This window comes from Streptomyces fractus, assembly GCF_049844455.1.
Taxonomy (GTDB): domain Bacteria; phylum Actinomycetota; class Actinomycetes; order Streptomycetales; family Streptomycetaceae; genus Streptomyces; species Streptomyces fractus.
The window spans coordinates 3,577,523-3,597,120 of sequence record NZ_JBMYHI010000002.1 but is presented as its reverse complement, the minus strand read 5'-3'; the positions used below and the strand labels follow the sequence as shown (position 1 = coordinate 3,597,120).

Here is a 19,598-nt window from a genome sequence, read left to right as displayed (position 1 = left end):
TCGTCCGGATATGCGGGCAATTTCTCGCCCAGGCTAGCCGCTCCCCGTTCCCCGCGCCTTTGCGCGTCGGCCACCCGACCAGGGCGGGTAACCGCAGATCGCGGGGGTACGCTGCCGTACCTGTCCCAGCCCAAGCCGCCGTACGAGAGGTAGTCCGCCCGTGACCCTGCGCCCCCTCACCCGTCGTACCCGCAGGACACTCATGGTGGGCGTGATGTGCGCGGGGCTCGCGGTGGGCCTCGCCGCATGCGGTGAGGACGATCCGGACGCGGGGACGAACGGGGTCGGCAAGCTGACCCCGGCCAAGATCCAGTCCCGTACGGTCCGGGAGGCCCGCGGCGCCGACGCGGTGCGGGTCGCCGGCGCGGTGGTCGTCAACAAGAAGACGTACAAGCTGGACATGAGGCTGAAGGCCGACGGCGGCACTGGGTCGGTGAGCACCGGCGGCGGCACGTTCCGGCTGCTGCGGGTCGGCGACCACCTGTACCTCAAGGCGGGCGCCGGTTTCTGGACGCATTCCGAGGACGGCAAGGGCGGGCACGGTTCGGGCAACGCCGCGGAGAAGCTCGACGGCAAGTACGTGCGGGTGCCGAAGGGCGATCCGGCCTACCAGCGACTGAGCACGTTCACCGACAAGGGCGTGCTGCTCGACGGCCTGCTCGCCCTGCACGGCACGCTGGCGAAGGGCGAGCGCGGCTCGGCGGGCGGTGTCCGCACGGTCGAGCTGACCGGCGACAAGGGCGCGGGCGGCACGCTCGACGTGTCCCTGGAGGGCGGCGCGTACCCGATGCGCCTGGAGCGGGCCGGGGGCGCGGGCACCATCCAACTCAGCGACTGGGGCAAGAACTTCACGCTCCGCGAACCCGGCTCCACGGAAACGGTCGACTACGGCCAGGCCCTGCCGGGGTGACCAAATCAACGACGCTTTCGCCGCGCCAGAAGCTTCGGCAAGCCTGCCGGAACCGGATTCCGCGTCGTGGCCGGTGACCCCACCGGGGCCGCCGCCAGCGACCCCTCGGGCACCGGCTCCGTAGGACCACCGACCGGCTCGAGCCGCAGCACCCGACACTCCCGGGCCCACCGCTCCAGCATGGTCTCCGCGTCGGGCGCGTTGAGCCGCTTCCCCTTCAGCTCGCCCACCACCGCCTCGTACGCCTCCGTACCAGCCGTCTGCTCGACCACTGTCGCCCGCCAGCCGACGAGCCGTCCGCCCTTGTCCTTGCTGCGCACGGTGACGACGGCCGAGCCGCCGTCGACGAGGTCGGGCAGCGGCTGCTCGCCGGGCCCGTCACCGACGAGGCACGCCGCGCCCTCGTGCCACACGTGCCACAGGGCCCGCTCCACGCCCCGCTCCCCGCGCACCCAGATCAGCCCGGACTTCTTCGTGGCCTCCTCGACGAGGGCGGCGTCGAGCAGTTCAGCAGTCGTCATACGGCAAGCGTAGCCAGCGCCACTGACAGCACGGGGGAGTACCTAGAGCCACCCGTTGCGCTTCAGCGTCCGGTGGATCGCGAAACAGGCGGCGACGGTGACGCCGAGCACCAGGGGGTAGCCGAACCGCCAGTGCAGCTCCGGCATGTGCTTGAAGTTCATGCCGTACACACCACAGACCATGGTCGGTACGGCGATGATCGCGGCCCACGAGGTGATCTTGCGCATGTCCTCGTTCTGGGCGACGGAGGCCTGCGCCAGATTGGCCTGGAGGATCGAGTTCAGCAGCTCGTCGAAGCCGATGACCTGCTCCTGCACGCGCTCCAAGTGGTCGGCGACGTCCCGGAAGTACTTCTGGATGTCCGGGTCGATCAGCCGCATCGGCCGCTCGCTGAGCAGCTGCAACGGACGCCGCAGCGGGGCGACGGCCCGCTTGAACTCCAGCACCTCGCGCTTGAGTTGGTAGATCCGGCCCGCGTCCGAGCCGCGCGGGGAGCCCTTGCCGGGCTGCGAGAAGACCTCGGTCTCGACCTCGTCGATGTCGTCCTGCATCGCGTCGGCCACGGCCAGGTACCCGTCGACGACGTGGTCGGCGATCGTGTGCAGCACAGCGCTCGGGCCCTTGGCGAGCAGCTCCGGGTCGTCCTGGAGCCGGTGCCGCAGCGCACGCAGCGAGCCCTGGCCGCCGTGCCGGACCGTGATGAAGAAGTCCCGGCCGGTGAAGCACATGACCTCGCCGGACTCCACGATCTCGCTGGTGGCGGTGAGTTCGGCGTGCTCGACGTAGTGGATGGTCTTGAAGACGGTGAACAGCGTGTCGTCGTAACGCTCCAGCTTGGGCCGCTGGTGGGCGTGGACGGCGTCCTCGACGGCGAGCGGGTGCAGCCCGAACTCGGCGGCGATACCGGCGAATTCCTCCTCGGTCGGCTCGTGCAGACCGATCCAGGCGAAGCCGCCGTCGCGTCGCACCTGGTGCTTCGCCCCACCGGGCGTGAGGCACTCGGAGGACGGGACACGGACCCCGTCGCGGTACACGGCACAGTCCACGACGGCCGAGCAGGCCGCCGCGTCACGCGTGAAGTGGTCCGAGGGGAATGCGGCGCGTGCCTCATTGGCGTACGGGGCGACGCTCTTGCGCAGCGAGGGACGGACGGCGGCTCGCAGGTCGCGCATCATCGACATGGGCAGGCTCCTTCGCGGGCGGGAGTCGCCGCGCGTCGGGTGGAACCACCCGGAATGAGGACGTCCTGGTCAACCGGGAACCGGGACATGCTGCACGTCCACAAAGCGGGAAGCACCGCACCGACACTGGGCGGCTTCGCTGACTGATTCAGATCGCGACGTCCGGGGCGGGCGTCGGTGAGATCAGGGGAACGAAGTGCTCTTCCGGCAGGCGCGGCCAGCACGGGATACGGCTGACTGCGGGTGAGATGAGGCCCTGGGCCCTACAGGCCGGAAGAACCGGTAGTACTGCACGGTCGACTTCGATCCATGACAGCCCCACCTCCTCCGGCCGGTCCCCCGTGGGGGACGAGAAACGGGTCGGTTTTCCGACGGGCTCGCGGGGGCCCTCGGCGGACACGCACTGCGTGTTGTCCCGACCAGCGGCCAAGACTATCAGCCGACCGGCGAAAGCGGGCCCCGTCCTTACCCGTTGAGCGCGATGTCTATGCTCGCGGGATGGCAGAAGTTCTCGCGCTGGTGGAGGCGCGACTCAGGACAACCCTGGGTGAACCGGACGCACGCGCGGCGGTCACCTTCCTCGGCACCGACCGCATCGAGGTGTTGCGCTTCACAGACGCCGACCAGCACGTGGTGCGCTACGCCACCCTCGGCATGTCCGCGTCCCCCATGGCCGACCCCACGGCGGCCCTCGCCGACCCCGTCAAGGGGCCCCGCGCGGAGCTGGTCCTCACCGTCCGCGCCGGCCTCGCCGACACCGACAAGGTGCTGCGCCCGCTCGCGGTCCTCGCGGCCTCCCCGCAGGTCGAGGGCATCGTCGTGGCACCGGGCGCGTCGCTCGACGTGGGCGAACCGCTGTGGCCCGCCGCCCCGTTCACCTCGGCCCTCGTCGCGGAGCCGGGCGGTCTGATCGAGGACCTGGATCTGGACGAACCCCTGGACCCCGTACGGTTCCTGCCGCTGCTTCCCATGACGCCGAACGAGGCGGCGTGGAAGCGGGTGCACGGAGCCGCCGCGCTCCAGGAGAAGTGGCTGAACGGCGGAACGGACCTGCGCGACCCCCTGCGCAAGTCCGTACCCCTGGACTGAGAACCCGTCAGCCGGCCTGAGAACCGGCCGGCCGGCCCGAGAACCGGTCAGCTCGCGTAGACCGAGACGCTGTCCTCGGTGGCGTGCTTCGGCTCCAACTCCTCGGCCTCGTGGGTGAGTGCGCTCCTGCGTACCCAGACCACGACCGCGCCCAGCACCGCCGTGATCGCGGCGACCACGAACGGGATGTGGATGTTGCTCCACTCCTCGATCTTCGGCGCGAAGAACGGGGCCGCCGCGGCGGCGAACCACCGGACGAAGTTGTAGCCGGCGCTCGCCACCGGCCGCGGCGCGTCCGAGACGCCGAGCGCGAGCTCGGTGTAGACGGTGTTGTTCACGCCGATGAACGCGCCGGACAGGATCGTGCAGACGATGGCCGCGGTGTGGTTGCCGTACCCGAGGACGAGCACGTCCACGGCGAGCAGCACGAGCGAACCGCCGAGCACCTTGAGTGAGCCGAACCTGGCCTGCATGCGCGGCGCGACGATCACCGAGAACAGCGCGAGCAGCACACCCCAGGCGAAGAACACCGCGCCCGATTTGTACGGGGTCATGTTCAGCACGAACGGCGTGAAGGCCAGCACCGTGAAGAACGTGTAGTTGTAGAAGAAGGCCGAGATCGCCGCCGACGCGAGGCCGCCGTGGCCGAGCGCCTTGATGGGATCGAGGATCGAGGTCTTCTGCGCGGGCTTCGGCTGCTCCTTCAGGAACACCGTGATGCAGAGGAAGCCGACGGCCATCAGCGCTGCGGTGCCGAAGAACGGGTAGCGCCAGCTGGCGTTGCCGAGCAGGGCGCCGACGAGCGGCCCGCAGGCCATGCCGAGCCCGAGCGCGGACTCGTAGAGGAGGATCGCGGCGGCGCTGCCACCGGCGGCGGCGCCGACGATGACCGCCAGCGCGGTCGACACGAAGAGCGCGTTGCCGAGACCCCAGCCCGCGCGGAAGCCGACGAGCTCGCCGACGGAGCCCGAGGTGCCCGCGAGCGCCGCGAAGATCACCACGAGGGCGAGGCCGACGAGGAGGGTCTTCTTGCCGCCGATGCGACTGGAGACGAACCCGGTCACCAGCATGGCGATGGCGGTGATCAGGAAGTACGAGGTGAAGAGCAGGGAGACCTGGCTCGGTGTCGCTTCGAGGCCCTTGGCGATCGACGGCAGGATCGGGTCGACGAGGCCGATGCCCATGAAGGCGACGACGGATGCCCCGGCGGTCGCCCAGACCGCCTTCGGTTGACGCAGGATGCTGCCCGCACCTGCGTCGAAGGTGTCCCCTTCGGCGGGACCTCCTGTACTGCCTGTACTGCTGTGGCTCATGCCTGCTGCTCCTTCGGGTCCTTGGAGTCCTTCGAGCCGTCCGAGTCTTCCGACCGGATCGTTGGCGTATACGCATAATAAGTTAGAGCAGCTAATTAGTGCAAGCTACATCTACCTGCCCTGGTGGGGTCGCCACGGCGGTGCCCTCCGGACGGGTGATCGTCCTTGACGCGGCGCGGGACGGGGAGGACCGTGGGGCCTTATGAGGGGCGAACCCAGTTGCCCGAAGTGTGGTGGCCGGGTCAGGGCTCCCGGACTCTTTGCCGACTCCTGGCAGTGCGATGTGCACGGGACCGTGCACCCGATGCAGCCCGTGATCCCGCCCAGCGTCGAGGCGCTCGGCGTCGTGGTGCACCGCGCGCGTGTGCCGGTCTGGATGCCGTGGCCGCTGCCCGTCGGCTGGCTGTTCACCGGCGTGGCCAACGCGGGGGACGAGCGGCACGGCGGCCGTGCCACCGCCGTCGCCTGCTCGGGTCCCGGGCCGCTCGGCGGCCCCGGTGAGCTGGTGCTCGTCGCCGAGGAGCTGGGCGTCGGGCTCGGCGCGCGCTACGCGGGGATCGACGGCCCCGACCCCGGCCCGTACATGGAGGTCTCGGGGCCCCCGCAGGCCAAGGTGCTCGCCGCGGGCCGGCCCACCCCGTTGTGGCACGTCTCCGGTGCGCCGGACGACCGGGCGGTCTTCGCCGGCGAGGCGCGCGGCCTGTGGCTGTGGGCGGTCGTGTGGCCGGAGCAGACGGGGATGCTGATGTACGACGAGCTGGTGCTCACGGACCTGCGGGACGCGGGGGCCGAGGTGGATCTGCTGCCGTGCGGGGCGCTGTCGCCGCGCATCATGCCGTAAGGGTTCAGCGCCCGGTTCGGTGGTGACGGGGGTGCGGGAATCCCCGTTATCCTTGAGCGGTCCCCGTCAGCCGTCGAGCCTGGAGTACGCAGCCGTGCGCATCGATCTGCACACCCACTCCACCGCCTCCGACGGCACGGACAGCCCCGCCGAACTCGTACGGAACGCCGCCGCGTCCGGCCTGGACGTCGTCGCGCTCACCGATCACGACACCACGCGCGGGCACGCCGAAGCGTTCGCGGCCCTGCCCGAGGGGCTCACCCTCGTCACCGGCGCCGAGCTCTCCTGCCGCCTCGACGGCGTGAGCATGCACATGCTGGCCTACCTCTTCGACCCCGAGGAGCCGGCCCTGCTCGCCGAGCGCGAGCTGGTCCGCGACGACCGGGTGCCGCGCGCCAAGGGCATGATCGCCAAGCTGAACGAGCTCGGCGTCCCCGTCACCTGGGAACAGGTCGCCCGGATCGCGGGCGACGGTTCGGTCGGCCGCCCGCACGTCGCCACGGCGCTGGTCGAACTCGGCGTCGTCCCCACGGTCTCGGACGCCTTCACGGACGACTGGCTCGCCGACGGCGGGCGCGCGTACGCCCCGAAGCACGAGACCGACCCCTTCGAGGCGATCCGGCTCGTCAAGGCCGCCGGTGGCGTCACCGTGTTCGCGCACCCCGCCGCCGCCAAGCGCGGCCGCACCGTGCCCGAGTCGGCGATCGCGAAGCTGGCGGAGGCCGGGCTCGACGGCATAGAGGTCGACCACATGGACCACGACGCCGCGACCCGCGACCGCCTCCGCGGCCTCGCCGCCGACGTCGGCCTGCTGGTCACCGGGTCCTCGGACTACCACGGCAGCCGCAAGACGTGCGTGCTCGGCGAGTACACCACCGACCCCGAGGTCTACGGGGAGATCACGCGGCGTGCCACGGGCGCCTTCCCGGTGCCGGGCGCCGGCGGACGCGGCGCCTGACGCGCCCCGTAGTCACCTCGACCCACCCTTCCGCACCACTCTCGCAAGGCACCCCACCGTGTTCGACGCTGCCGTTTTCGGATCCCTTTTTCTCACGCTTTTTGTGATTATGGATCCCCCCGGAATCACCCCGATCTTCCTCGCCCTCACCGCGGGCCGCCCCGCCAAGGTCCAGAAGCGCATGGCCTTCCAGGCGGTCTGCGTCGCCTTCGGCGTCATCGCCGTGTTCGGCGTTCTGGGCAACCAGATCCTGGCCTATCTGCACGTGTCCGTCCCGGCCCTGATGATCGCGGGCGGTCTGCTGCTGCTTCTGATCGCGCTCGACCTCCTGACCGGCAAGACGGACGAGCCCAAGCAGACCAAGGACGTGAACGTCGCCCTCGTGCCGCTCGGCATGCCGTTGCTCGCCGGGCCCGGCGCGATCGTCTCCGTGATCCTCGCCGTGCAGGACGCGGACTCGGTGGGCGGCCAGATCTCCGTCTGGTCCGCGATCATCGCGATCCACGTGGTGCTGTGGCTGGTGATGCGCTACTCGCTGGTGATCATCCGCGTCATCAAGGACGGCGGTGTGGTGCTGGTGACCCGGCTCGCGGGCATGATGCTCTCCGCGATCGCGGTGCAGCAGATCATCAACGGCGTGACCCAGGTGATCCAGGGCTCCTGAGGGCGCCGGACCACAGCGAAGCCCCCGTACGCATCGTGCGTACGGGGGCTTCGAAGTGTGTGAGTCGCTTACGCCGTTACGAGGCGGACGACTCTGCCGGGCGGATGTAGAGGCGCTGCCCGATGGCGGCGGCCTGCTGAACGATCCGGTTGACGGAGGCGGCGTCCACGACGGTGCTGTCCACGGCGGTGCCGTCGACATCGTCGAGTCGCATGATTTCGAAGCGCATGGGCTTCTCCCTTCGTCTGGTGATCCTCCTGAAGGAGAACTACTGGTGCGGGGGCTTCTCAGCTTGCTCCCGCGGTACGGCCGGGCGGTTGCCCGGCCGTTAAGAGTGAATTGCGCGGCAGCGGTGTCGCGCGTTCCTGTGGGTACAACGAGTTGTCCGCTGCAAACATTCCCTACGCTAAGGAAATTTTTCGATCGGCTAATTACTCGTGCGTCAGTAGTGCCGCGAGAGGCCCGTGAGGTGCTGTTTCGTGCCGTTCTACGCCGCCGGATGCCGGTCCCAGAAGGCGGCGAGCGCGGCGGCGGTGGCCTGCGGCTGGTCGGTATTGGGGGAGTGCTCGGCCCCGGCGACGACGGTGCGCTCCGCGCCGAGGCGCGCCGCCATGTCGTCGAGGAGCGGCACGGGCCAGGTGTCGTCCCGCTCGCCCGACAGCACATGTGTCGCGAGGCCGAGCGCGGCCAGCTCGTCGACCCGGTCCGGCTCCGTGCGCAGCTGCTCCGCCGTGGCGATGAGCTGGGCCGGGCTGTTCCGCATCCAGCGGCGGCGCAGGTCCTCGCCGTCACCGCGCAGGTCGGCGGCGTCCTCCGGGGCGTCCAGACCCTGGATCGCCTCCCACACCTGGGCCATGTCGAGCGCGGCGAGGGCGTCCTGGAGCAGCTTGGCGCGCTCCTGCTGGGGGCGGGCTACGGCGGCGGGCCCCGAGGACATCAGCGTGAGCGAGGCGAACGGCGCGGGGTCCTCGATGATCGCCGCGCGCGCGACGAGCCCACCGAGCGAGTGCCCCAGCAGATGCACCCGGCCGGCTCCTGCGTCGGCTTGGAGTGCTGCCGTCTGTGCGAGTACGTCGCGTGCCAACTCGCGCTGCTGGTAAGGCCGTTCGTCGCCCTTCGGGCCTTCCGACTCGTACTGCCCGCGGCCGTCCACGGCGACGGTCCGGTAACCGGCCGCGCTCAACGGGGCGTGCAGCTCGATGAAGTCCTCCTTGCTCCCCGTGAACCCGGGAAGCAGCAGGGCGGTCCCCCGAACCGGGCCCTCGGCCGGCTCGCCGGTGAGCGCGGCGAACTCGCCACGGGCGGTGCGGAGGCGGTGCGCACGGGTGCCGGGCGGCGGGGTGAAGGTCGCGGGCCTGCTCATGCGTCGAGATTACGGGCAGCCACCGACAACGAAGGCCCGGACCCCGCGGCAGCGGGATCCGGGCCTTTCGCCGTGGACCGATCAGGCCTCGGGGGCCTCGACCTTCTTGCGCGTACGACGCGGCTTCGTCTCGGTCGCCTCGGCGGCCGGCTCGGCCTTCTTGCGCGTCCGCGCCGGCTTCGCCTCAGCGGCGTCGACGACGGGCTCGGCCTTCTTACGGGTCCGGGTCCGCGCGGCGGGCTTCGCCTCGGCAGCCTCCGCGGTGTCGACGGCGGCTTCAGCCTTCTTGCGCGTACGACGCGGCTTCGCCTCGGTCGCCACGGCCGCCTCGGCGGTCTCGACGACGGGCTCGGCCTTCTTGCGGGTGCGGGTCCGCGTGGCGGGCTTGGCCTCGGCGGCCTCCGCGGTGTCGACCGCGGCCTCCGCCTTCTTGCGCGTACGCGTACGGGCCGGCTTCGCCTCGGTCGCGTCCGCCGCCTCGGCGACGGGCTCGGCCTTCTTGCGCGTCCGCGCGGGCTTCGCCTCGGTGGCCTCGACGGTGTCGACCGCGGCCTCCACCTTCTTGCGGGTACGCGCGCGGGTGGCCGGCTTGGCCTCGGCCGCCTCCGCGGTGTCGACGGCGGCCTCCGCCTTCTTGCGGGTACGGGTCCGCGTGGCGGGCTTGGCCTCGGTCGCCTCGACGGTGTCGACGGCGGCTTCCGCGGTCTTGCGCGTACGGGTCCGCGTGGCCGGCTTGGCCTCGGCTGCCTCGGCCGTGTCGACCGCGGCTTCCGCCTTCTTGCGGGTGCGCGCGGGCTTCGCCTTCGGCTCGGCCTGCTCCGGCTCGGCGGCCGCCGGCACGGCTTCCACCGTCTCGACGACGGGCTCGGCCTTCTTGCGCGTACGACGACGCGGCTGGGCGGGGATCTCCGCCTCGACGGTCTCCACGACCGCCTCGGCGGCGGGTGCCACCGGCGCGGCCGACGGGGCGGAGCCGGCGCCACCGCGCGTACGGCGACGACGACGCGGCGTCCGCGGCTCGGCGGACTCCTCCACGGGAGCGGGAGCAGACGCGGGGGCGGAGGTGGGCGCGGGTGCGGCCGTGGCCTCCCCGGCGCCGACCGGCTCGCCACCGCGCATACGCCGACGGCGGCGCGGCGTGCGCGCCGGGCGCTCACGCTGTTCGCGCTGCTCGCGGTCCCGATCACGGTCACGGTCGCGGTCGCCCCGGCCACCACGGCCGCCGCGCGAGGACGACGCCCCACGGCCACCGGTCTCGCCCAGGTCCTCGATCTCCTCGGCCCCGAGCCCGGCGCGCGTGCGCTCCGAGCGCGGCAGAACACCCTTGGTGCCGACCGGGATGTTGAGCTCCTCGTACAGGTGCGGCGAGGAGGAGTACGTCTCGACCGGGTCGTTGAAGTCCAGGTCCAGCGCCTTGTTGATCAGCTGCCAGCGCGGGATGTCGTCCCAGTCGACCAGCGTGATCGCGATGCCCTTCTTGCCCGCGCGGCCGGTGCGGCCGATGCGGTGCAAGTAGGTCTTCTCGTCCTCGGGGGACTGGTAGTTGATGACGTGCGTCACGTCGTCGACGTCGATACCGCGCGCGGCGACATCGGTGCAGACGAGGACGTCCACCTTGCCGTTGCGGAAGGCGCGCAGCGCCTGCTCGCGAGCGCCCTGGCCCAGGTCGCCGTGGACCGCGCCGGAGGCGAAGCCGCGCTTCTGCAGCTGGTCGGCGATGTCCGCGGCCGTCCGCTTCGTCCGGCAGAAGACCATGGCGAGCCCGCGGCCCTCGGCCTGCAGGATCCTCGCGACCATCTCGGGCTTGTCCATGTTGTGCGCGCGGTACACGTGCTGCTTCGTGTTCGCGACGGTCTGGCCCTCGTCGTCCGGCGCGGTGGCGCGGATGTGCGTGGGCTGCGACATGTAGCGGCGGGCCAGGCCGATGACGGCGCCCGGCATGGTCGCCGAGAACAGCATCGTCTGACGCTTCGCCGGCAGCATGTTGATGATCCGCTCGACGTCGGGCAGGAAGCCCAGGTCGAGCATCTCGTCGGCCTCGTCGAGGACGAGCGCCTTGACGTGCGAGAGGTTCAGCTTCTTCTGGCCTGCCAGGTCGAGCAGTCGGCCGGGCGTACCGACGACGACGTCGATGCCCTTCTTGAGGGCCTCGACCTGGGGCTCGTACGCACGACCGCCATATATGGCGAGAACGCGCACGTTGCGCACCTTGCCGGCGGTCAGGAGGTCATTGGTCACCTGCTGGCACAGCTCGCGCGTCGGAACGACGACGAGGGCCTGCGGGGCGTCGGTCAGCTGCTCGGGCGTGGCCCGGCCGGCCTCGACGTCCGCGGGGACGGTGACGCGCTCCAGGAGTGGGAGGCCGAAACCGAGGGTCTTGCCCGTACCGGTCTTCGCCTGGCCGATGACGTCCGAGCCGGAAAGGGCGACGGGGAGGGTCATCTCCTGGATGGGAAAGGGATTGATGATGCCGACGGCCTCAAGGGCCTCCGCGGTCTCGGGAAGAATGCCGAGCTGACGGAAAGTCGAAGTCTGCGTAGTCAGGGTGTTGCCTCTTCTGTGAGGTGCGGCGCGAGGCGAACGCGGGGGTCGTGACCGTGCCGGTCGGTACACCGGACTCGAGCCGCGGTCTGCGGGGATCGGGTGGACCGGATGGCGCGGGACCACTGCCGACGCTCGAGCGCTCGTGCCGCTGAGGGCCCCTCCTCAGATCCGTACGCCTTGTGACGTACGACCCGGAGGGCTGTCGGGTCGGAGCCGATCGGGCCTCCGACCGGGCATCCTCATTCTTGAGGCCCGTCGCATATACGCGCGCACGCACCTTTTCGGCGCCTTGCACTCGGCGGGCTCATTACCACCATACCCCGGAAACGCGCATGTGCGTTGGCCGAATGGGTCACGTAGCCGTTGTCACACTCCTTGACCAGGGACTTCCGCGACGCGAAGAGCGGGCTATTGTGCGCTTCATGGAGACGCCTGACAACGCCACGCCGACCGCCGACGCACCCCAGTCGAACCAGGGCCTCACCGGTATCGCCGCCCAGGACTGGGCCACCGCGTCCGCGGACGAGAACTACCGCGCCGCCGTCGTCGACCTGCTGGGCGCGCTCGCGTACGGAGAGCTGGCGGCGTTCGAACGGCTCGCCGAAGACGCGAAGCTGGCGCCCACGTTGGCCGACAAGGCGGAGCTGGCCAAGATGGCGTCCGCCGAGTTCCACCACTTCGAGCAGTTGCGCGACAGGCTCTCCGCGATCGGCGTGGAGCCGACCGACGCGATGGACCCCTTCGTCGGCGCCCTCGACGGCTTCCACCGCCAGACCGCGCCGTCGGACTGGCTGGAGGGCCTGGTCAAGGCGTACGTCGGCGACGCGATCGCGTCCGACTTCTACCGGGAGGTCGCTGCCCGCCTCGACTCGGACACCCGGTCGCTCGTCCTCGCCGTGCTCGACGACACCGGCCACGCGTCGTTCGCCGTCGAGAAGGTGCGCGCCGCGATCGACGCCGACCCGCGCGTGGGCGGCCGGCTCGCGCTGTGGGCGCGGCGGCTCATGGGGGAGGCGCTGTCGCAGTCGCAGCGGGTGGTCGCGGACCGGGACGCGCTGTCGACGATGCTGGTCGGAGGCGTGGCCGACGGTTTCGACCTGGCCGAGGTCGGCAAGATGTTCTCGCGGATCACCGAGGCGCACACGAAGCGGATGGCCGCGCTCGGACTCGCCGCCTAGCGGCGCCTTCGGGTTCCGCTGTTTCGGCTGCTACGCGGACGGGGTCAGCTGCTGTCGCGCTCTGCCACGGGTGGGGCGCAGCAGCAGCGAGAGCAGGGCCACGGACATCGCGACCGCGCCCACGAGCGTGGCGATCGCGTGGTCGGGACCCAGCGCGCTGTGGGTGACGAACGCCCCGAACAGGGCGCCCGCGACGCCGGTCGGCAGCACGAGTGTGCGGGACGGCAGCCGGTGCGGCAGACGGTGACCCGCCCCGAGGGCGAGTGCCATGCCGAGCAGTGCGGAGCCGAGAGCTTCGAGAAGCATGGTGCGGATACCTCCCGCGCGGCCAGTAGGTGCACATCGGACGTAGCCGGTCTACCCCTGGCCTCCCGGACGCAACCCTCCGCGCGAGGACCGACCGCGAGTTCGCTGTGAACATGCAAAAGGCCTGATGGCGGCTGTGCCATCAGGCCTTTCACGTTCTGTCCGCGCGTCCCTTCCGGGAGGCTCTACAGCGGGCCGAAGCCCACCTTCCGCGCCGACGGTTCGCCGAGCTCGACATAGGCGAGGCGCTCGGCGGGGACGAGGACCTTGCGGCCCTTCTCGTCCTTCAGGGAGAGGAGCTGGGACTTGCCGGACAGCGCCGCGGACACCGCGCTCTCGACCTCCTCGGCGGACTGGTCGCTCTCCAGAACGATCTCGCGAGGCGTGTGCAGCACGCCGATCTTGACCTCCACGGCCTTGTCCCTCCGACGATCCGTGATGTGCGCGGAACACCGCGCCGTACCCAGCAAACATTAGCCCGGCCAGGCGAGAGTCCCGGCGCCACGGCTGCACGCCAAGAGCGAACAGCCGGACGGGAACAAAGTGCGCCGTGTGGCCGGGGTGCCCGCGCGCGGGCGCGCGCTCAGTGGCGCGCGCTCAGTTGTGCTCCGCGCCGTGCAGCGGGAAGCCCGCGATGCCGCGCCAGGCGAGCGACGTCAGCAGTTGCACCGCGGTGTCGCGCTCGACCGGGCTCGCGCTGGACAGCCAGTAGCGCGCGACGACCTGCGAGACGCCGCCGAGGCCCGTCGCGAGAAGCATGGACTCGTCCTTGGACAGGCCCGTGTCCTCGGCGATCACGTCCGAGATCGCCTCGGCGCACTGCAGGCTGACCCGGTCGACGCGCTCGCGCACCGCCGGCTCGTTCGTCAGGTCGGACTCGAAGACGAGTCGGAACGCGCCGCCCTCGTCCTCCACGTACGCGAAGTAGGCGTCCATGGTCGCCGCGACGCGCTGCTTGTTGTCCGTCGTGGAGGCGAGCGCCGTGCGGACCGACTGCAGCAGGGATTCGCAGTGCTGGTCGAGCAGCGCCAGGTAGAGCTCGAGCTTGCCGGGAAAGTGCTGGTACAGCACCGGCTTGCTGACGCCGGCCCGCTCGGCGATGTCGTCCATCGCGGCCGCGTGGTACCCCTGCGCGACAAAAACCTCCTGGGCCGCGCCCAGAAGCTGATTGCGTCGGGCACGGCGCGGCAGGCGTGTGCCCTTGGGGCGCGCTGCCTCCGTCTGCTCGATGGCTGTCACGCCGCCTCCCAAGATTGTCCGTGCGCGGTGTGCGCCGCGACGCCATCGTACTTTTGAGTAACCCTGATGTGCGCGGTGCGAGCGCAGAATTTCACGGACCGGACTTCTGTGAAAACCGCATGTAGCGAGCCCGATGTCACATCTGTGGTCACAAATGGGTGGATCGTGGCGCACCGCTCACCGGTAGTCGTCCTCGTCGATCGCGACGACGCGGGCCTGCTCCGCGCGGTCCGCCTCGTTCGCGGTGTCCGGGTCGGCCTCCGTGTCGGGCTCGTCGTCCTGCTCGGGCGCGAGGTCCGTGTACTGCTCAGCGGTGTCGGCCTCGGGGGCCTCCACGCCCGCCTCTGCGGGGCGCTGCTCTGCAAAGGTCTCGGGGTCGCTCGGGTCGACCGTCATCGGTGGCTCCCTTCCTCACCTGTCCGTGCGTGGACGGGTGCCCAGATATCGAGCGTAGGAGACACCCGATCGGGGCGCGACGCGATCTTTCTGCCCCGGTGGAGCTGCCGGGCCGTGCGGCGTTTGGATCTGTGACGGCGAACACGCGATCCACTGCGTGATCGTCTCGTAACATATGTCGCATGTCTTCGACCGAGTCGCCGCGCGTGCCAGCCGTCCTCGCCGCCGCGACGCCCACGCCGGGCGCCGTCGAAGTCGCGGAGGGGGAGCACCTGCGATCGGTCGCGCTCCCCGGGCTGACGCTGTCGGTCAGGGCCCGCCCCGGAGCGCGTCAGGGGCTGCCGCCCGCGCTGTACGTGCACGGGCTCGGCGGATCCTCGCAGAACTGGTCGGCGCTGATGCCGCTGCTCGAGGACGTCGTCGACGGGGAGGCCGTCGACCTGCCGGGATTCGGCGACTCGCCGCCGCCGGACGACGGCGACTACTCGGTGACCGGGCACGCGCGCGCGGTCGTCCGTTATCTCGACGCGCAGGACCGCGGCCCTGTGCACCTCTTCGGGAACTCGCTGGGCGGAGCCGTCGCCACGCGCGTGGCCGCGGCGCGCCCCGATCTCGTGCGCACGCTGACCCTGGTGTCGCCCGCGCTGCCGGAGATCCGGGTGCAGCGCACCGCCCTGCCGACCGGCCTGCTCGCGGTGCCCGGCGTCGCGCCGCTCTTCACGCGCCTGACGAAGGAGTGGACCCCGGAGCAGCGGGTGCGCGGCGTCATGGCTCTTTGCTACGGGGACCCGAACCGGGTCACGCCCGAGGGCTTCCGAGCGGCCGTCGAGGAAATGGAACGGCGGCTTCAGCTGCCGTACTTCTGGGACGCGATGGCCCGCTCCGCGCGCGGTGTCGTGAACGCGTACACGCTCGGCGGGCAGCACGGCCTCTGGCGGCAGGCCGAGCGGGTGCTCGCGCCGACGCAGCTCATATACGGAGGGCGTGACCTGCTGGTCTCGTACCGGATGGCGGCCCGCGCGGCGCGTGCCTTCCGGGACTCGAGGCTGCTCACGCTCCCGGACGCGGGGCACGTCGCGATGATGGAGTACCCGCGGACGGTCGCGACGGCGTTCCGGGAACTCCTCGCCGACACCGAAGCGTTGGACAAGAGGCGCGGGAGCGCCAGTAGTGTCGGTGGTGCCGTGAGTGACAAGTCCGGCACCGACGACCACACGACATTGGGGAGCTGAGGCGGCCTGTGGGACGGCATAGCCGCCGAGGATCGGCAGACGGCACAGAGGACGCCGTCGACGTACAGGTGGAGGCCGAGGCGCACGCCCCGTCGCGGCCGGGCACGGGCACCGGGCGCAGGCGAAGGGGGCCCGCCGAGGCGCCGCCCGCGCCGACCCCGCCTTCGGCGTCCGGGCGTGCTCCCTTCTCGGGGCACAGTTCCGCGCGTCCGGGGGCCGGGCCGGTGCGTGGCGGCCACCCCGAGCCGCGGGAGCCGGGCGGCGGCTGGGGCGCGTCCGTGCCGCGGGTCGCGGGCCCCGTCGCGTCGGCGCGCGGCCCCGAGCACGGTGTGACGGTTCCCGCCGATTCGGCGCTGCCGGGGCCGCGGCCCCGGCAGGAGCGACCGGATCAGGGTGCGCGGGATCAACGCGCGGCGGATCAGGGCGCGCGGGATCAGGGTGCGAGTGATCAGGACGCGCCGGTTCAAGGAGCGTCGGTTCAGGGGCATCCGCGGCAGGATTACATCGACGCGTTCGACGGCTCTACGGGTGCGGGTTTCAGCGCCTCCGCGGGTCTCGACACCCCCGCGCGTACGGATCCGTACGCGCGCGTGGCCGAGTGGGACGCCGAGCCGCCCGCGCCGCCGGAGGACCGGACGCCGGTCGAGTCCGGCGGCGGACGCGAGAAGCGTGGCAGAGGCATGACCTTCACGGGCATCGCCGCCGCGGCCGTCATCACCGTGCTCGCCGTGGTCGTCGCGGGGCAGGTCGCCGACAAGGACGGCGACTCCGCGGGTGACGCGCGGGCGCAGGCCGCCGAGGGTGGCCGCCCGAACGGTGGCTCCGCCTCGCGCACGGACCAGCGGGCCGCTCCGAAGGAGACGGCGAAGGCCGCCCCGGCGACGTACGGGCAGAAGATGGCCAAGAAGTACCCGCTCGCGGCGGATCTGAAGGCATCCGGTTCGTTCGCGACGGTCCCCGGGGCCGACAAGGCGCCGGGCAGCGGGCAGAAGTTCCGCTACCGCGTCGACGTGGAGAAGGGGCTCGGGCTCGACGGGGCGCTGTTCGCGCAGGCGGTGCAGAAGACCCTGAACGACAAGCGGAGTTGGGCCCACGACAACGCCCGCACCTTCGAGCGGGTCTCCTCCGGGAAGCCGGATTTCGTGATCACACTCGCGAGCCCCGGCACGACGGCCGACTGGTGCCAGAAGTCGGGCCTCGACACGACGCAGGACAACGTGTCGTGCGACTCCGCCGCCACCGACCGCGTGATGATCAACGCGTATCGGTGGGCCCAGGGCTCGAAGACGTACGACGACGTGCTCGGCGACACCGCCATCTACCCGTACCGGCAGATGCTCATCAACCACGAGGTCGGGCACCGTCTCGGCTTCAACCACGTGACCTGCTCGCAGGACGGCGCGCTCGCGCCGGTCATGCAGCAGCAGACGAAGTTCCTGACATCCGGCGGGATCACGTGCAAGCCCAACCCCTGGGCCTTTCCCAAGGGTTGACGCTACGTAGCTATCCGTAGCCGTTCGGTCTCATAGCGCGACCAAACGTCGCGCGTGCGGGAAAGTTACGCCCGTTCACCCCTTTTGGTGGCGTGATGGACAACCGTCCATCACGCCACCGGCATGTCCGCATACGTTCGTCCCGCTGCGAGCCGCCAACCCAACGGCGGCTCCCTGTACGGGAGATCGGGGGTGTACGCGTGCGCATCGGACTGCTGACCGAGGGTGGTTATCCGTATGTGAACGGTGAGGCCAGACTCTGGTGCGACCGGCTTGTGCGCGGGCTCGAGCAGCACGAGTTCGACATCTACGCGCTCGCCACCAGTCAGGAGCAGGAGGACGCGGGGTGGCTCGAACTGCCGCCTCAGGTCATGCGCGTGCGGACCGCGCCGATGTGGGCGGCGGCGGGCGCCGGGAGCGAGAGCGGCGCGCGCGACGGCGCGTTCGGGCGGCGGGCCCGGCGTCGCTTCGCCGCGTTGTACCGGGAGCTGGTCGAGGCCGTGGTGTCGGCCGGCGCGACGTCGGATGACATGGGGTCGAGCGAGGCGGACCGTTTCGCCAACGCGCTGTACGGGCTTGCCGAACTCGCCCGCGACGAGGGCGGTCTCGGCATCTCCCTGCGTTCCGAGGCTGCCGTACGCATCCTGGAGCGCGCCTGTCGCGCGCCGGGCGCGCTCCGAGCGGTGCGCGCCGCCCGCGTGCCCGATCTGCTCGCCTTCGCCGCGCACGTGGAGCGTGAACTGCGGCCGCTGTCGCTGGACTGGTACGAGGACGGGTCCGGGTTCGATGCAGCGGGCCACTCGTCGGGTCCGGTGGCGGGTTCGGTGTTGGGTTCGGCGTCGGAGGAGGTGTCGGGGGCTTCGGCTTCGCCGTTGGGCACGTCGTCGGGTGTGTCGTCGCGTGCGTCGGCGGGTTCGACTTCGGCTTCATCTTCGGCTTCGTCTTCGGCTTCGGCTTCAGGTTTCTCCACCGGGCTGTCCGGAGGGGGCGGGCTCGCGTCCGTCGATCTCTGCCACGCGGCCTCCGGCGGCGCGGCCGCTCTGCCCGGCCTGATCGCCAAGCGCTTCTACGGGGTGCCGCTGCTCGTCACGGAATACGGGGTGCAGCTCAGGGCCCGGTACATCGCCGCGGGCGACGCCGAGTTGAGCGCGCCGGTGCGCGCGCTCCTCGCCGCCTTCCACGGTCGGCTGGCCGCCGAGGTCTACCGGCAGGCCGCCGTGATCACCCCCGGGAACGCGCACGCGCGGCGCTGGCAGGAGCGGTGCGGTGCCGACCGCGCCAAGCTGCGCACCATTCACCCCGGCATGGAGGCCGGCCACTTCGCCGAGGTGGGTGAGCGGGAAGGGCCCGGCGACCCGGACACCCTCGTCTGGGTCGGGCGCATCGACCCCTCCAAGGACCTCATCTCCCTGCTGCACGCGTTCTCCGAGATCCGCAAGGAGGAGCCGAAGGCCCGGCTGCGCATCGTGGGAGTGCCTGAGGCGGGTTCGGGTCCGGGGGCCGCCGCGGGCGCGGGGCTTGTGGGCGGCGGCGGATGGCCGGCCGACGGATTCGTCTCCGGAAGGGCGCCCGGTGGGCACTGTGGCGGTGGGGCGGACGCCTCGGAACTCGCGGCGGACCGCGAGGCCGCGCTGTACCTCGGGCACTGCAAGGCCCTCGCCGCGCAGCTCTTCCCGGACGAGGCGGAGGGGATCCACGCAGTGGGCGAGAACCCCGTCTCCTTCGAGGAGTTGGGCTCCCCCGAGGCCCCGGACCTCGCCGATGTCTACGGATCCTGCGGTGTCGTCGTCCTGTCCAGCGTCGTCGAAGGCTTCCCGATCAGCCTGGTCGAGGCCATGTTCTGCGGGCGCGCGACGGTGTCCACGGACGCGGGCGCCGTCGTCGAGGTGATCGGTGGCACGGGGCTCGTGGTGCCGCCACGCAACCCGCGCGCGCTCGCCGAGGCGTGTGTGGCGCTGCTGCGCGACCCCGCGCGGCGCGAACGGCTCGGTGCGGCGGCTCGGGCGCGCGCCCTGGAGCTGTTCACCGTTGAGCAGAACATCACGGCATTTCACAGCATTTACCTGGAGATCGTCTCGCGCTGCCCGGTGCGCCGGGAGGTCGTCGACGACGCGGGCACCCCTTTGCCGTTCGCCTACCCGCCGGAGGCCCATGTGCCGGGCCGCTGGACCACGCAGAGCTCGGGCGACCGGGGCGGCGCGTGGCTGGCCGGACGCTCGGGCGGGGCTGCCGGGACGAGTTGGGGAGCCGGTGGTGGTGCGCGGGAGCAGTTGGCAGGGATGACGCAGGGCTGCGGGAAGGCGGACGGATGACCGGGCGTATCAGCGAACGCACGAGTGAGCGTGCCGCGTTCGGCGACACCGATACCG

The 19,598-nt window shown here is 71.3% G+C and carries 19 protein-coding genes; 9 read left to right on the top strand and 10 right to left on the bottom strand.

The genetic code is table 11. The features are described from left to right. Nucleotides 1–202: 202 nt before the first annotated feature. Entirely contained in the window at nucleotides 203–910 is a 708-nt protein-coding gene (locus ACP4E5_RS17980; protein ID WP_425841438.1) for a hypothetical protein, read from the top strand. 5 nt (nucleotides 911–915) lie between these two features. On the opposite strand, the gene ACP4E5_RS17975 is transcribed toward ACP4E5_RS17980, so the two are convergent. Both ACP4E5_RS17975 and ACP4E5_RS17970 read right to left on the bottom strand, forming a co-directional pair. Then, complete coding sequence (locus tag ACP4E5_RS17975; RefSeq protein WP_425829889.1) at nucleotides 916–1,431, bottom strand: hypothetical protein; 516 nt, start codon at nucleotides 1,429–1,431, stop codon at nucleotides 916–918. 42 nt (nucleotides 1,432–1,473) lie between these two features. Beyond that, on the bottom strand, nucleotides 1,474–2,613 hold the full coding sequence (locus ACP4E5_RS17970; RefSeq protein WP_425829887.1) for a magnesium and cobalt transport protein CorA: 1,140 nt from the start codon (nucleotides 2,611–2,613) through the stop codon (nucleotides 1,474–1,476). A 498-nt stretch (nucleotides 2,614–3,111) separates the two neighbouring features. Here ACP4E5_RS17970 and ACP4E5_RS17965 point away from each other — a divergent pair, with 498 nt between their 5' ends. Beyond that, nucleotides 3,112–3,702 carry a suppressor of fused domain protein gene (locus ACP4E5_RS17965; protein WP_425829885.1) on the top strand — a complete coding sequence of 197 codons (591 nt, stop codon included), beginning with the start codon at nucleotides 3,112–3,114 and terminating at the stop codon, nucleotides 3,700–3,702. Between the two features lie 47 nt (nucleotides 3,703–3,749). Here ACP4E5_RS17965 and ACP4E5_RS17960 read toward each other — a convergent pair whose 3' ends face one another. After that, on the bottom strand, nucleotides 3,750–5,015 hold the full coding sequence (locus ACP4E5_RS17960) for an MFS transporter (protein WP_425829883.1): 1,266 nt from the start codon (nucleotides 5,013–5,015) through the stop codon (nucleotides 3,750–3,752). A gap of 202 nt (nucleotides 5,016–5,217) precedes the next feature. On the opposite strand from ACP4E5_RS17960, the gene ACP4E5_RS17955 reads away from it, so the two are divergent. The 3 genes from ACP4E5_RS17955 (at nucleotide 5,218) to ACP4E5_RS17945 (ending at nucleotide 7,478) form a co-directional block, all read left to right on the top strand. Further along, the gene (locus ACP4E5_RS17955; RefSeq protein WP_425829881.1) at nucleotides 5,218–5,856 is read left to right on the top strand and encodes a DUF6758 family protein; all 639 of its coding nucleotides are present in this window, start codon (nucleotides 5,218–5,220) and stop codon (nucleotides 5,854–5,856) included. A 94-nt stretch (nucleotides 5,857–5,950) separates the two neighbouring features. After that, complete coding sequence (locus ACP4E5_RS17950; protein WP_425841436.1) at nucleotides 5,951–6,814, top strand: PHP domain-containing protein; 864 nt, start codon at nucleotides 5,951–5,953, stop codon at nucleotides 6,812–6,814. 58 nt (nucleotides 6,815–6,872) lie between these two features. Continuing rightward, on the top strand, nucleotides 6,873–7,478 hold the full coding sequence (locus tag ACP4E5_RS17945) for a MarC family protein (RefSeq protein WP_425829879.1): 606 nt from the start codon (nucleotides 6,873–6,875) through the stop codon (nucleotides 7,476–7,478). A gap of 76 nt (nucleotides 7,479–7,554) precedes the next feature. Here the strand turns inward: ACP4E5_RS17945 and ACP4E5_RS17940 are convergent, their stop codons facing one another. The 3 genes from ACP4E5_RS17940 to ACP4E5_RS17930 all read right to left on the bottom strand — a co-directional run bounded on the left by ACP4E5_RS17940 (nucleotide 7,555) and on the right by ACP4E5_RS17930 (nucleotide 11,283). After that, on the bottom strand, nucleotides 7,555–7,707 hold the full coding sequence (locus ACP4E5_RS17940; protein ID WP_306317966.1) for a hypothetical protein: 153 nt from the start codon (nucleotides 7,705–7,707) through the stop codon (nucleotides 7,555–7,557). A 258-nt stretch (nucleotides 7,708–7,965) separates the two neighbouring features. Continuing rightward, nucleotides 7,966–8,841: an alpha/beta fold hydrolase gene (locus tag ACP4E5_RS17935; RefSeq protein WP_425829877.1), complete on the bottom strand. Its 876-nt coding sequence runs from the start codon at nucleotides 8,839–8,841 to the stop codon at nucleotides 7,966–7,968. Between the two features lie 81 nt (nucleotides 8,842–8,922). After that, nucleotides 8,923–11,283 carry a DEAD/DEAH box helicase gene (locus tag ACP4E5_RS17930; RefSeq protein ID WP_425829875.1) on the bottom strand — a complete coding sequence of 787 codons (2,361 nt, stop codon included), beginning with the start codon at nucleotides 11,281–11,283 and terminating at the stop codon, nucleotides 8,923–8,925. Between the two features lie 524 nt (nucleotides 11,284–11,807). Here ACP4E5_RS17930 and ACP4E5_RS17925 point away from each other — a divergent pair. After that, nucleotides 11,808–12,563: a ferritin-like fold-containing protein gene (locus ACP4E5_RS17925; RefSeq protein WP_425829873.1), complete on the top strand. Its 756-nt coding sequence runs from the start codon at nucleotides 11,808–11,810 to the stop codon at nucleotides 12,561–12,563. A 30-nt stretch (nucleotides 12,564–12,593) separates the two neighbouring features. Here the strand turns inward: ACP4E5_RS17925 and ACP4E5_RS17920 are convergent, their stop codons facing one another. From ACP4E5_RS17920 to ACP4E5_RS17905, 4 genes are all read right to left on the bottom strand, one after another. Continuing rightward, nucleotides 12,594–12,869: a hypothetical protein gene (locus tag ACP4E5_RS17920; protein ID WP_425829871.1), complete on the bottom strand. Its 276-nt coding sequence runs from the start codon at nucleotides 12,867–12,869 to the stop codon at nucleotides 12,594–12,596. Nucleotides 12,870–13,054: 185 nt separating this feature from the next. After that, nucleotides 13,055–13,282, bottom strand: a complete 228-nt coding sequence (locus ACP4E5_RS17915; RefSeq protein WP_326013968.1) for a DUF3107 domain-containing protein — start codon at nucleotides 13,280–13,282, stop codon at nucleotides 13,055–13,057. Between the two features lie 184 nt (nucleotides 13,283–13,466). Beyond that, the gene (locus ACP4E5_RS17910; RefSeq protein ID WP_422474078.1) at nucleotides 13,467–14,108 is read right to left on the bottom strand and encodes a TetR/AcrR family transcriptional regulator; all 642 of its coding nucleotides are present in this window, start codon (nucleotides 14,106–14,108) and stop codon (nucleotides 13,467–13,469) included. A gap of 177 nt (nucleotides 14,109–14,285) precedes the next feature. Continuing rightward, entirely contained in the window at nucleotides 14,286–14,504 is a 219-nt protein-coding gene (locus ACP4E5_RS17905) for a hypothetical protein (RefSeq protein WP_425829869.1), read from the bottom strand. 182 nt (nucleotides 14,505–14,686) lie between these two features. Between ACP4E5_RS17905 and ACP4E5_RS17900 the strand changes: the two genes are divergently transcribed. The 3 genes from ACP4E5_RS17900 (at nucleotide 14,687) to ACP4E5_RS17890 (ending at nucleotide 19,541) form a co-directional block, all read left to right on the top strand. Then, complete coding sequence (locus tag ACP4E5_RS17900) at nucleotides 14,687–15,736, top strand: alpha/beta fold hydrolase (protein ID WP_425829867.1); 1,050 nt, start codon at nucleotides 14,687–14,689, stop codon at nucleotides 15,734–15,736. An 8-nt stretch (nucleotides 15,737–15,744) separates the two neighbouring features. Next, nucleotides 15,745–17,229 carry a DUF3152 domain-containing protein gene (locus ACP4E5_RS17895; RefSeq protein ID WP_425829865.1) on the top strand — a complete coding sequence of 495 codons (1,485 nt, stop codon included), beginning with the start codon at nucleotides 15,745–15,747 and terminating at the stop codon, nucleotides 17,227–17,229. Nucleotides 17,230–17,429: 200 nt separating this feature from the next. Further along, complete coding sequence (locus ACP4E5_RS17890) at nucleotides 17,430–19,541, top strand: DUF3492 domain-containing protein (RefSeq protein ID WP_425829863.1); 2,112 nt, start codon at nucleotides 17,430–17,432, stop codon at nucleotides 19,539–19,541. Nucleotides 19,542–19,598 lie beyond the last annotated feature (57 nt).

Coding starts and splice junctions, on each gene's coding strand:
- ACP4E5_RS17930 (WP_425829875.1), bottom strand. CDS start 11,283: ATGACCCTCCCCGTCGCCCTTTCCGGCTCGGACGTCATCGGCCAGGCG.
- ACP4E5_RS17960 (WP_425829883.1), bottom strand. CDS start 5,015: ATGAGCCACAGCAGTACAGGCAGTACAGGAGGTCCCGCCGAAGGGGAC.
- ACP4E5_RS17925 (WP_425829873.1), top strand. CDS start 11,808: ATGGAGACGCCTGACAACGCCACGCCGACCGCCGACGCACCCCAGTCG.
- ACP4E5_RS17920 (WP_425829871.1), bottom strand. CDS start 12,869: ATGCTTCTCGAAGCTCTCGGCTCCGCACTGCTCGGCATGGCACTCGCC.
- ACP4E5_RS17965 (WP_425829885.1), top strand. CDS start 3,112: ATGGCAGAAGTTCTCGCGCTGGTGGAGGCGCGACTCAGGACAACCCTG.
- ACP4E5_RS17935 (WP_425829877.1), bottom strand. CDS start 8,841: ATGAGCAGGCCCGCGACCTTCACCCCGCCGCCCGGCACCCGTGCGCAC.
- ACP4E5_RS17900 (WP_425829867.1), top strand. CDS start 14,687: ATGTCTTCGACCGAGTCGCCGCGCGTGCCAGCCGTCCTCGCCGCCGCG.
- ACP4E5_RS17975 (WP_425829889.1), bottom strand. CDS start 1,431: ATGACGACTGCTGAACTGCTCGACGCCGCCCTCGTCGAGGAGGCCACG.
- ACP4E5_RS17955 (WP_425829881.1), top strand. CDS start 5,218: ATGAGGGGCGAACCCAGTTGCCCGAAGTGTGGTGGCCGGGTCAGGGCT.
- ACP4E5_RS17940 (WP_306317966.1), bottom strand. CDS start 7,707: ATGCGCTTCGAAATCATGCGACTCGACGATGTCGACGGCACCGCCGTG.
- ACP4E5_RS17980 (WP_425841438.1), top strand. CDS start 203: ATGGTGGGCGTGATGTGCGCGGGGCTCGCGGTGGGCCTCGCCGCATGC.
- ACP4E5_RS17905 (WP_425829869.1), bottom strand. CDS start 14,504: ATGACGGTCGACCCGAGCGACCCCGAGACCTTTGCAGAGCAGCGCCCC.
- ACP4E5_RS17970 (WP_425829887.1), bottom strand. CDS start 2,613: ATGTCGATGATGCGCGACCTGCGAGCCGCCGTCCGTCCCTCGCTGCGC.